At 33.3% G+C, this 11910-nt stretch carries 10 protein-coding genes and 2 tRNA genes; 2 read left to right on the top strand and 10 right to left on the bottom strand.

Translation table 11 applies throughout. The features are described 5' to 3' along the window. Positions 1-237: 237 nt before the first annotated feature. The 8 genes from LBD57_RS03150 to LBD57_RS03115 all read right to left on the bottom strand — a co-directional run bounded on the left by LBD57_RS03150 (position 238) and on the right by LBD57_RS03115 (position 8207). Complete coding sequence (locus LBD57_RS03150; RefSeq protein ID WP_373469887.1) at positions 238-1173, bottom strand: thiamine pyrophosphate-dependent enzyme; 936 nt, start codon at positions 1171-1173, stop codon at positions 238-240. 85 nt (positions 1174-1258) lie between these two features. Next, on the bottom strand, positions 1259-2464 hold the full coding sequence (gene porA, locus LBD57_RS03145) for a pyruvate ferredoxin oxidoreductase (protein WP_373469886.1): 1206 nt from the start codon (positions 2462-2464) through the stop codon (positions 1259-1261). 55 nt (positions 2465-2519) lie between these two features. Then, entirely contained in the window at positions 2520-2834 is a 315-nt protein-coding gene (locus tag LBD57_RS03140) for a 4Fe-4S binding protein (RefSeq protein ID WP_373469885.1), read from the bottom strand. A 198-nt stretch (positions 2835-3032) separates the two neighbouring features. After that, on the bottom strand, positions 3033-3614 hold the full coding sequence (locus LBD57_RS03135; RefSeq protein ID WP_373469884.1) for a 2-oxoacid:acceptor oxidoreductase family protein: 582 nt from the start codon (positions 3612-3614) through the stop codon (positions 3033-3035). Positions 3615-3717: 103 nt separating this feature from the next. Then, the gene (gene recR, locus LBD57_RS03130; protein WP_373469883.1) at positions 3718-4314 is read right to left on the bottom strand and encodes a recombination mediator RecR; all 597 of its coding nucleotides are present in this window, start codon (positions 4312-4314) and stop codon (positions 3718-3720) included. A gap of 15 nt (positions 4315-4329) precedes the next feature. Further along, the gene (gene dnaX / locus LBD57_RS03125) at positions 4330-5949 is read right to left on the bottom strand and encodes a DNA polymerase III subunit gamma/tau (protein ID WP_373469882.1); all 1620 of its coding nucleotides are present in this window, start codon (positions 5947-5949) and stop codon (positions 4330-4332) included. A gap of 239 nt (positions 5950-6188) precedes the next feature. Beyond that, the gene (locus tag LBD57_RS03120; RefSeq protein WP_373469881.1) at positions 6189-6788 is read right to left on the bottom strand and encodes a DUF1810 family protein; all 600 of its coding nucleotides are present in this window, start codon (positions 6786-6788) and stop codon (positions 6189-6191) included. A 117-nt stretch (positions 6789-6905) separates the two neighbouring features. Beyond that, on the bottom strand, positions 6906-8207 hold the full coding sequence (locus LBD57_RS03115) for a phosphatidylserine decarboxylase (protein WP_373469880.1): 1302 nt from the start codon (positions 8205-8207) through the stop codon (positions 6906-6908). 94 nt (positions 8208-8301) lie between these two features. Between LBD57_RS03115 and LBD57_RS03110 the strand changes: the two genes are divergently transcribed. Beyond that, positions 8302-8372 (top strand) — tRNA-Ala (locus tag LBD57_RS03110). Positions 8373-8400: 28 nt separating this feature from the next. On the opposite strand, the gene LBD57_RS03105 is transcribed toward LBD57_RS03110, so the two are convergent. After that, positions 8401-9528: a carbohydrate porin gene (locus LBD57_RS03105; protein WP_373469879.1), complete on the bottom strand. Its 1128-nt coding sequence runs from the start codon at positions 9526-9528 to the stop codon at positions 8401-8403. Between the two features lie 21 nt (positions 9529-9549). Further along, positions 9550-11283 carry a dipeptidase gene (locus LBD57_RS03100; RefSeq protein WP_373469878.1) on the bottom strand — a complete coding sequence of 578 codons (1734 nt, stop codon included), beginning with the start codon at positions 11281-11283 and terminating at the stop codon, positions 9550-9552. A 258-nt stretch (positions 11284-11541) separates the two neighbouring features. Here LBD57_RS03100 and LBD57_RS03095 point away from each other — a divergent pair. Then, positions 11542-11629 (top strand) — tRNA-Leu (locus LBD57_RS03095). Positions 11630-11910 lie beyond the last annotated feature (281 nt).

Raw genomic sequence — 11910 nt, 5'->3', positions numbered from 1 at the left:
CTAAATTTGTTATAATTACGACATGAAACAGCTATTAACTTTTGAAGAAATTAAAGATAAGGTAGAAATACAAACATATTTAAAACATACAGATTTTGCTTTTGCTACTATGGGATATATTGCGCAAATCTCCTGACTTGACCGCTTTAAGGGAAAAAAGGGGAAATCACTCATAAAAAAGGAGGTTTGGGGGAACCCAAAAGGTCAAGTCAGGTTTTAAGTTCGACTCTATAACAGCTAAATATTGCAAGCTCCTGAAGCGCTGCGTTGCAGACGCTCCCATCTTAAATCTACATCCTTTTGGATTGACTCTAATACATAAGCATTTTCAGACTTAAATAAATGTTTAAACCTGCCTTGAGGCTTTAAAAATTCTTCAATAGGTTTCTTCTTTTTTGGGATAATATTTATCTTATATATCCCATTTTCAACTTCAAAAGCTGGCCATACGCATGTTTCAACAGCAAGTCTAGCTAATGACATTGTATCTTCTGGCTTATAGCTCCAGCCAAGTCTACAAGGTGTAAGAATATTTATGAACGTAGGACCATCTATAGATAAAGCTTTTTGTACCTTTGTTACAAAGTCATTCCAATTTCCAACATAAGATTGAGCAACGTAAGGTATATTGTGAGCTATCATTATTTCTGTTAAATCTTTTTTGTTTTGTTCTTTACCAGGATGAGCTTTACCTGCAGGAGCGGTCGTTGTGTGCGCACCTTTTGGCGTGGCTCCTGACCTTTGGATTCCTGTGTTCATATATGCTTCATTGTTGTAACATATGTAAAGCATTCTATGACCTCTTTCCATAGCTCCTGATAAAGATTGTAAACCTATATCATAAGTTCCACCATCACCTCCAAAAGCTATAAATCTAATATCTTCTTTAACTTTCCCCTGATCTTTTAAACTTCTATATGCTGTTTCTATTCCACTACAAGTTGCGGCAGAATTTTCAAAAGCACTATGAAAAAACGAAGTTTTCCAAGACGTGTAAGGAAAAATCGTCGTTGAAACTTCTAAACAACCTGTAGCACTTGTAACAACAACAGGAATACTTCCAGCAGCTATCATAGTCTGTCTTGCAACTATACCAGCGCCACACCCTGCGCAAAGACGATGACCACCCGTCAATCGCTCTTGATTTTTACTTAGTTCTTTTAAGTTTGCCATTTTATTCTCCTAAAGGCTTTAGGCCAATTAATCCTAAGGGTATGCCAAAAACTTTAACCCATATCCTTACTACCTTTTTACTATTTTATTTTTTTCTTACGTTTACATACTCTACCTGACTTGAAGGCTTTTGCGATCCAGAAGCAATGTTATTGAGTTTATCGTAAATTTGTGCAATATGATCTGTGTTAATTTCCCTGCCACCAAGACCATAAACGTAATTTTCCACTTTAGGAGTTATAATTCCAGCTGCATATAAAGACGACACAACATCTGAATATAATGGTGCATACCCTCCAGAACAAGAGTCCGCTCTATCCATAACAGCAATAGCCTTAACATGCGCTAAATCTTTTGCTATTTGTTCTGCAGGGAACGGCCTAAAAACCCTTATTTTTAAAATACCTGCTTTTATGCCTTTAGACCTAAGTTCGTTTACTACAACTTTTGCAGTACCAGCTGCTGAACCTATTACAACTATCGCAAGTTCTGCATCATCAAGTTGATATTTTTCATATAAATCATATTTGCGTCCAAAAGTTTGTTCAAAATCTTTTGCAACTTTTAAAATTACATCTTTTGCATCCCGCATAGCTTGAGCAAGTTGGTATCTATGTTCAAAATAGTAGTCTTGTAAATCTATAGAACCTAAAGTATAAGGTTTCTTTGTATCTAAAAGATACCTTTCAGGTTTATAGTCTCCAACAAATTTTTTAACATCTTGATCTGGATAAAGTTCTACAACTTCCATACAGTGAGAAATAATAAACCCGTCTGTGGTTACCATTGTTGGAAGTTTTGCAGTTTCTGCTATTTTTGTAGCTTGTATCATATTATCATAAGCTTCTTGAGAATTTTCTGAATAAATCTGAATCCAACCAGAGTCTCTTGCCCCCATAGTATCAGACTGATCTCCATGTATATTGATAGGAGCAGAAATAGCTCTGTTGACTTCTGCCATGACTATAGGAAGCCTAAGACCCGAAGCAATATAAAGCATTTCCCACATAAGACAAAGTCCTTGAGAAGATGTTCCTGTCATTGCTCTAGCGCCAGCGGCACAAGCAGATATTGTAGCAGACATCGCAGAATGCTCACTTTCAACTGCGACATATTTACTTTTTACAACTCCATCTGCAACAAACTGCGAAAAAATCTGTACAATTTCTGTCGCAGGTGTTATAGGGTATGCAGCCACAACGTCTGGCTCTATTTGGCGCATTGCCTCAGCCATAACTTCGTTGCCTGTCTTTGCAACAAGTTTGCCCTTAGAATATACTGTCTTTATCATTTATTGACCCCTTAAAAAGTCCTAAAATTTTTAGTCTCTCTAAAAAACCTAATTATTATTTCTTTTCCTGCTCCATCGTAATTGCTTTAATTTTTATAGGACATTCGCTTGCACAAATTCCACAACCCTTACAATGGTCATAATCTATACCTGTAACAACTGTAGTTTTCTTTTCGTCTGGGGCTATTTGTATAGAATTGTCTGGACAAGAAATCCAACAAGATAAACAATGAATACATTTATCTTTATCCCAAACTGGTCTTTGAGAACGCCAGCTCCCAGTATGGAAGTTCACAGCGGTTCCGGCTTCAACAATATCACCAATAGGAAGTTCTTGAGATGTCAATTTTCTGCTTTCTTCTTTTTTCACTTTATCCCTCCAAGAGTTAAAAACCTCTTTATATTTGGGTCTATATAAATATAAAACCTTGTCTCATATACTTACTGCGTCTTTTTAGGCACTGCTGCGTTAAGGAATTCGTGCTTATTACATAATAACCCCGCGAGTTTACTTTGTCAAAAAATTTACATATACTCATTAGGGTTTTTAGACAGACCCATTTTTAATTTATTGATTTTTAACTTCATCATAAGCGCGTTTTATAGAGGCAATGTTACCATCAATAACTTCAGGCTTATGTCTAAACTTTGCAGTAAGTTTCCCTTTTATATCTTCTAAAACCCTGCTAATATCTAAAGTCCCAATAACTTTAACTAAAGCTCCAAGCATTGGCGTATTGGGTATGTTTTTCCCAATAGTTTCTTGCGCTATTTGACTTGCCTTAACGACATATACTTGAGCTTCATCTATACCAAGAACAGATGCTATTTCTTTTGCTGAAAAAGAAGTATTTACAATAATTTTCCCATCCTTACCAATACCATCTGTAACTGACACAGATTCCATAAGCGACGGATCTAAAATAACTACGTAGTTAGGATTTGTAATGCCAGAGTGAATTGTTATAGGGTCTTGACTTATTCTATTAAAAGATTGAACCGGAGCACCCATTCTTTCCGGGCCATATTCAGGAAAAGCTTGAATATATTTACCGGTTGCCATAACAGTTTCTGCAAACAAAAGGGCAGCTGTCTTTGCACCCTGACCACCACGACCATGCCAACGGACTTCAATCATTTTTGCCGACATCATTTCACTCCTTGTGTTTAAATTTATAAAGTATTAAAGAACAAATTTAATCTCAAGTATTATCACTTTAGTTAATGCATCTTTCTAAAAAATTGATGCACAATTACATCTCTTTGCGACCTGCGATTGCACGAGAAATGGTTACTTCATCGGCATACTCAATATCTCCACCCATAGGGAGTCCGTAGCCAAGTCGTGTAACTTTGATATTTAGCTTTTTTATAATCTCAGCAAGATATATGGCAGTTATTTCGCCTTTAGAATCTGTATCTGTAGCAATGATTACCTCGCCAATGTTATCAGTTTTTAATTTTTTTATTAACTTATCAATTCTTATATCTTTAGGCCCTACAGCTTCTAATGGTGATAGTGCACCACCTAAAACAAAATAAAGACCATTATACTCTTTAACCTTACCTACAGCTATTAAGTCTTGAGGAGTCTCTACAACACACAAAATACGCTTTTCTCTTGAAGTGTCAGAACATATTGGACAGGGATCTTGTTCGCTTAAATTATAACAAGAACTACAACTCTTTATCCTTTGCCTAGCTTTTTGTATAGAATCTAAAAGTTTTTCAACTTCATTTTCAGGCATTTTAAGTATATGATAACTTAAACGTTCAGCCATTTTAGGTCCTACACCTGGCAACTTCTTTATTACATCTACCATTTTCTCTACTAACATAGGTCTATTCATCTTATTCTATTGTCCTTAAACTTTCTTAGCTATAGAACCAAATTTTTTTGCTATTTCTTCTATATGTTTTGGTATTGCAGTTTTAGACGTTTCTTGAAAATCCTCTTTTACAACATACTCTCTAATAGGTGAGGAACTTTCTTGAGTAATAACTATATCTTCCTTCTCTAAAATATAAGCTTGTTCATCCTTTTCAATAACGATTTTAATTAACACTTCAAAACCTGTTTTTCGTTTAAAAAGCTTAGATATTTGCTCTTTAAATTCTAAAAGACTCTCATAATCAAATTGCCTTGCAGTTGAAAGTTGTATAGAAGAATTCCCTAACACTTTTATAAAAGTCTTTTTCAAAGATTGAGCTGTAAGAGGATGTTTTTTTACCATTTCATCAACAATTTCTGTCCAAACACTTATTAAATCTGCCGAGGAAGTAACATCATCTACTGATTCCTTGTTTGCTATAGATTTTCCCTTTATAGAATAATTTGCATTTGTACAATTTGCTTGTATGCTTTTTTCTAAATCATTTATCTTGTCTATAAGCTCACCAATATTATAATAAGGCTCTGCCATTTTTAAAAGATACATTTCTAAAACCATTCTAGGATCGTCACTCCAACGCATTTCATCTAAAGCTCTTGATAAAAGATTGCTCATACGCACATGACAAGAAATAGAAAACAAACTTTTTTGCACTTCAAAAAGTTTTTTATCTTCAGAGGAAATTTCTGAAACTTCAGTATTTATAGAGTAAATCATAACCTGTCTTAAATGATTACGTAAATCTCTTGCAAATTGTAAAATGTTATAACCTTGTTCTATAATTTCTTTTACAGCTTTTAAAATAGATTGTACTTGGCCTTTAGCAATACTTTCTGTAACAGAAGCAATAATGTCTTTTGGAAGAAGTCCAAGTAAATCTCTTATATAATCTCCAGTTATTTTACCTGAACATGATGATATAGCTTGATCCAAAAGACTTAAAGCATCTCTCATGGAACCACCTGAAGCAGTTGTAACTATGTTTAAAGCATCGTCATCTATTTGGAAATTTTCTTTCTGAGCAATAGTTTTTATGGATTTAATCATTTGTTCTGGTGGTATGAGCTTAAACCTATATTTCTGACATCTTGAAAGAATTGTAACAGGAATCTTATGTTGTTCTGTAGTAGCTAAAATAAAAACAACATGTTCAGGAGGCTCTTCAAGCGTTTTAAGTAATGCATTAAAAGCTTGAGTAGTTATTTGATGAGCTTCATCTATGATATAAATTTTATATTTTGAATTTGCGCTAGCAAATTTTACATTCTCTCGTAGAGTTCTTATTTCATCTATACCATTGTTTGAGGCACCATCTATTTCTAATACATCAACGCTTGAACTTTTTGAAATTTCTATACAATTTTGGCATTCTCCACAAGGCTCTGTAAAAGTTCTATTTTTACAGTTTAAAGCTTTAGCAAGAATTCTTGCCATTGTTGTTTTCCCACAGCCCCTAGGGCCACTAAATAAGTAAGCATGAGCTATACGGTCCTGAGAAATTGCATTCTTAAGAGTTTGTAAAATATGTTCTTGACCTATAACATCATCAAAAGTTTGAGGTCTAAACTTTCTAGCTAAAACAAGATAAGACATAAAAAATACCTCATATTTTCATTTGAGGTAAGTTTAGCAAATATAATAATTTTTTTAAATGGTTTTATTAAATAACTTCTTTATAAAATGATAGGGTGTCTCTAGAAACCCTAATGCGTATAAGTTAGAGAAATTTTTTGACAATGCAACAGGATTTATCGTGGCACAAGTTTTTTAACGCAGCAGTATCAAAAAAGGGCGCAGTAAGAATATGCGTTATGGTTTTTAGAGACACCCTATTATCTGTTGAAGAAATCTTGCTGCATTAAGTCTAACGTTTTAATATCTTTGTTTTCATTAAAATCTGTTAATACTCCAAAAAAAATATTTTCCTGTCCAGAAAAACAACTTTCTTCGCGTATTATTTGCCCAAATAAAGTCATTGAAGACCTAAATTTAATATTATCCCCATCAAAAATTTGGTTTAATGTTTTAGTTTTACTATGCCCTCTTACTAAAGCTACATGCTTTTTTAAATTGCTAGATAAAAAAACATCATTAAGATAAGCTATAGCTTCTTTTCTAGTTTTTATGCTGTAATATTTATTTATTGAACTGGGATTAGCAACAAGACCATCAATTTGAGGAAAAATGTACCAAATCCAATGGTTAGTCTTTTTGCCATTTGAAAGCTCAGACTCAACAGCAGATAGCTGCGACTGAGTTTGAGCTAAACGAAACCTTTGTAAATCTCCTACAACTTTTGATAAATCTGTAGCATCTATCGTAACATTTTTATCATTTCTAGCTACTATGTCTCCAGTTGAAGAATTATTCTTGCAAGAAACAAATGTTATTACTGATCCTAAATATAGTAAGCATATTTTTATTTTATCCATGTTTAATGCATAATATTTATACTACACTTCTTGATACTATGATAGTATAGTATTTTTTCTAATTTTATTAGGAGAGAAAAGAATGAAAATGCAAGCAAAATGAATACAGAACAAGCTTTATTTTTTATTAAAAGTACCGTATTTTTCACCCATTAAAATATGTTTATATGTGCCATCTTTTTCTTTTGGAGCAGTTATTTGAAAACCAGATTTTTTTTGAAAAAGCATAATAAAATCTGACCCTCCAAATAAGAAATACCCTAATGGATCTCCTTTAGAAAAATATTTTCCTACTTTAACATTATTTTCAAATTTAACGGAATTAACTTGAGACATTCCAACTGGAAGTAGCGCAACAGTTCCATAATCCTTTGTTTCTAAAATAACAAGTCCCCTCGTTTCTATCGATTGCCATCCAGGGACACGACTATCAAGAACATACTTTTTTAATTTTGGGTCCCAAATTGTAACTCCACCAACTGCATTATCTTGAGTTATTATACGAACTTTTTTTACAATTCCACTAACCGGAAAATGAAATCTATGATAATCCTGAACATTAAGAAAAGTATGTGTTAAATAACCTCCATCAAATGTTTCTCTATAAGGACTATCTTCTGTTTCGCCTAATAGTTTTGGAATATAGTAATATATACTGCTTTTAATTTTAACACCCTCTTTCTGCACAATGTTTGCGTTCATATCTATACGCCAAACACCTTCTGGAACAGAGTCTGCAGGAGATACTATTACAGAGTCATCATCCTTATCTGCAATGGGTCGTGCACTTGGTGACTTTAAATGCCTTGAAAAAAAGTCGTTAAATGTACGCCAATTGTCAGGATCTTCGTACCAGTCATGGTCTTTAAAGCCAAAACGAAAATCGTTATATATTGCATCATAATAGTCTAAATTCCATGATTCTCTAGTATCAAGATGTGCACCGTATTGCTTCACATACTTAATAACCCAAGAACGTATAGGCTCATAATATTGCAAACTATTATAATAGAGTCCTTTCCCCTTAAGCTCCTCTAAAGGTTGGTCTAAAATAAAATAGAAATAATCTAGGCCTTGATCAAGGCCTTCAAAAATTCCAGGGAAGTACTCTTTACGTAAATCTTTCCAAGGCATTGCCTTTAAAGACCAATCTATATATGTGTACCAATCTTCTAACGTTTGCGCTGGGTTACTCTTTATGTCAGGATTTATCTTCTTAGCAGATTCTATAGATTTAATTAACAAATCTTTAATTTCAGGACTTTTCTCTAAAATTTTGACAAGTTCATTAGTTACAGATTGTTGTTGTATTCGTTGTACATTATTTATTTTTTGGACACTATATAATACACTGCTTGCTACAAACAACAACATAAATACTAAAGAAAATTTTGAAAATAAATCTGCAATCCTATACATATAACCTCCTAATAATCCACCATATCAAAAAATCATTTGAGTTGATTATAAAAATATTGCTACAATTACATACTTAGTTATTATATGGGTATATGGGGCTATAGTTAAACGGGAGAACGTATCGTTCGCAACGATAAGATGCGGGTTCAATTCCCGCTAGCTCCAAAAAATTTTAGAAAAAACTCACAATCTTCTAAAATGTTATATTTGTTCTGATGCCAAGTGTAAAAATATTTTTTGTTGTTGTCAATCCATTAGCAATGTTTGAATAAGGACAGTCTACATATTGAATAATCGGACTTATATGTAAAGAATTATTAAGTACATATTTATAATACATTTCAGTTTGAGTTTCAGGTGTTTTATACGAATTTTTCTCTACAAAATTTTGGCCAATAGCTATACCCAGTGTATCTTCTAATCTATTCCAACCATTACCATTCAATTGGAGTCCTACACTATAAGATTTGTTACAGTAAGTGTTGTCAATAATATAAGGACTATTACTATTCTGATACCCTATTCTACTAAACAATATTATACTTTTGCTCAGAGATTGCTCTAAATTAAACCCAAAACCCTGTGCGTATTCATTTTGAAAGTCTTTCCATAAAAGAAAACGATACTTTCCGTTATCACAGAGGCTATAAGTAATTTCAAAAAAATTACTATTATTTGTGCCAAGATCAGACCAAACGTTATCATCTCTATTAAAATACGCATAATCTAGATCTAAAAAATCAAAAACAGAATATCTTACTCTTAACCCTAGGGTATAGCTAGGAAATGGGACGGCAACATTATTCACAAACATTGATGCTAAAAACTGATAACTGCCGTCATTTGCGACTCTGTTACAATCAAAATAAAGCGTAGGATTTAACTTGCCAAAATCTATCGTCATTTTTTTATTAAATAGCTTTTGTTCCCAAAGCACTTCAGCTAGCTCAAGGAACCCATCTGTTGAGTTATCTTTTGTGCCTACACAAGAATCTAAAGAAGTATACAATAAAAATTTATCATTTATACCTACACCTTTTATTACTCTAAAATGCGTGCGTATTAGAGAATTTTCTGTAACATGCTTTGTAGCATACAAAGCACCTAAAAATGCTCCATCAAATACCCCTTGAAACTTATTTGGCACATTACGTCTTGGACTACCTTGTAAAACAAAAGCCAAGTAGCCATTAACATCTACACCTAAGTTAGATGAAACATCATCTGTGTTAGTCGCTGAAAAAGCATTTTGCATATTTTGTATAGATAAAACAAAAAATATAAACAAACTTAAAACTACTGTTCTTTTAATTTTAATCATTTTTATTTATTCTCTTTTCATTTATTTTTTTCTGTATGTTGTAGGTCCTTGTTTATAATTTGTGTACTTTAGCCAATCTTGACTATACCCAACTTTTTGAGCCATCTTATCTGAAGAATTTATAAAACCTTGATTGTATTTAAAGTGAAGTTCAATAAAAAAGTTTTGCCAATCTTTACAAATCCTTTCAGCATTTTGGTTTAAAGCTTTTGAAAATTCATCAATAGCTTTTTTGGGGGTTGTTTTTGCTATATTTTCTAATCTGTAGGTTAAATCGTTTACTATTCTTTCAGAACTTTCTTCATCTTTTAGAGCTTTTGACTGTATATCTTTGATCATATAGCTATATTTAATATTTGAATATTCTCCAATCAAATTATATGTCCACCATGCAGAATTAGGGTCATATTTCTTAGGATTGGCATTTACATAAGGTCTAGGAGTTTTAGCTACTGCAAGTGGCACAAAGACAGATTCCGCTGGAGTATTTAAAGCTATCCATGATACTACGTTTAAGGGAAACTGTGCATTCGGCTTTAATTGATTAATAAAAACATATCCTGTGTAAAACATAGATATTGGTCTTTCCCAGGCGCCTTCGAGTTTAACACTTGGATCTCCTACATCTCCGCTAGGATCTTTAGGTCCTAAATATCTATTAGGACATCCAAACGGACCAGCAGCAATACCTTTCGTTAAATCAAATTCTGTGCCTTCATAATGATCACGATAAATTTTCTTTATATCAGAAAGATTCATTTTTGCATCTGGTTTAACAGAAAATGGATAAGCTCTTGTGGTCCCATCTTGAACCCAAGGTGAAAGTTTTAAAGAAGGCGCTGCCAAAGAAAAAGCTCTCCAAACTCTACGTAAAGAATAATAGGGGTGGCTATACTCTCCTTTACTTACAGTTGTTAACCAATCCATTGGTTTCTTTTTATCTTTAGGACTGCGAATACCTGTGCGCTCTACAACATTAAAAAGAGATCTAGCATACATCTGATCAGGATTTCCAGGAACTATATCTCTAATTCTAAACTCATTAGCTGCGACAAAAAATTCTCCGTCCGGAACACGTTGTGCTACCCAAAGACCACCCGTACCTTCTGGAGAAGGAGCCATTTCTATAACCCAAGCTTCTTGAGAATCTGCCACAGGTAAAGTTTCACCCGTACCATAATATCCATAATGTTCTATAAGATCCCCTATAAGCTGTATAGCATCCCTGGCTGTTCTACAACGTTCAAGAGCTACTCTAGAAAGTTCTGAAGAATAAAAAATACGTTTGCCAGGCTCTGGATTATTTGTAACTTTTGCTCCATCTGTACATTCTCCAAACATAAGACCATACTCATTGACTATACCATAATTACCATCCAAATAAGCGTAGGTATGTGGAACTTGCGGAATATAGTCTAAAGGTACTGATTTTGGATATCCAGGATGTGCATAATCCGGAGAACGAGATGAATCTACTAAACGAGGTTCAGAAAAATCTTTAAATTTTGGAAGGTCTCCATTTGCTACAGCACTACCATGAACTGGCCTTTTTGCACCTTTGGGCCAATCTTTGGCCGGAACATAAATAATGCTTTGATCTGCTAAATCGTCATCGTCACTATGAGCTACAAAAGTACTCCCATCTGTACTTGCACCTTTTGTAACAATCATCGTTGTACAAGCATTTAGATAATTAAGAGGACACAAACTACATAGAAAAAACACCAACATGCAAGACGAAAAAAAACACTTCATAGAAAATGCCTCCTGCAATTATTTTTTAAATAAACAATTACCCTGGCAACCAGAACATTTTTTATCCTTCTTACAACAATTACAGTTATTTTTTATTATGAGTCTTATCAGGAGAATAACTGCTAATACAATAATACTAATTACTACTAAATCTTGAAGCATTTTGCAATTACCATCACATATATCGTCTTAAAAAATTGACTTGTAAATCGTTTTATTATAGAATATTTATAATTTGTAAAGCAAATGTTATTTAAAGCCGAGGTGGTGGAATGGCAGACACGCGAGACTCAAAATCTCGAGTCGCTTTGGCGGCGTGTGGGTTCAAGTCCCACCCTCGGCACCATTACATAACAATCCTTAATATTCTTCATTAAGTCAAACAGCTTTCTGTATGAAAACTCAAGTATTTTAATTTCAAGTTCTCCTGACTTGACCTTTTGGGTTCCCCCGAAAGAAAAAGCAATAATATAAATCTATTTAATACATATTCTCTTCTATAAAAGACTTTATCTTTTCTTTATATCTTAACATAAATAATACTCTAAACATCTTTTTACTATATTATTTTACATAATATACTCTAATTATGTAAAATAATATATACTTGTATAGAGGACAACTCCT

Source organism: Candidatus Endomicrobiellum cubanum (genome assembly GCF_031278955.1).
In the GTDB taxonomy this organism is placed as follows: Bacteria; Elusimicrobiota; Endomicrobiia; order Endomicrobiales; family Endomicrobiaceae; genus Endomicrobiellum; species Endomicrobiellum cubanum.
This window is presented reverse-complemented; position numbering and strand designations above follow the sequence as displayed.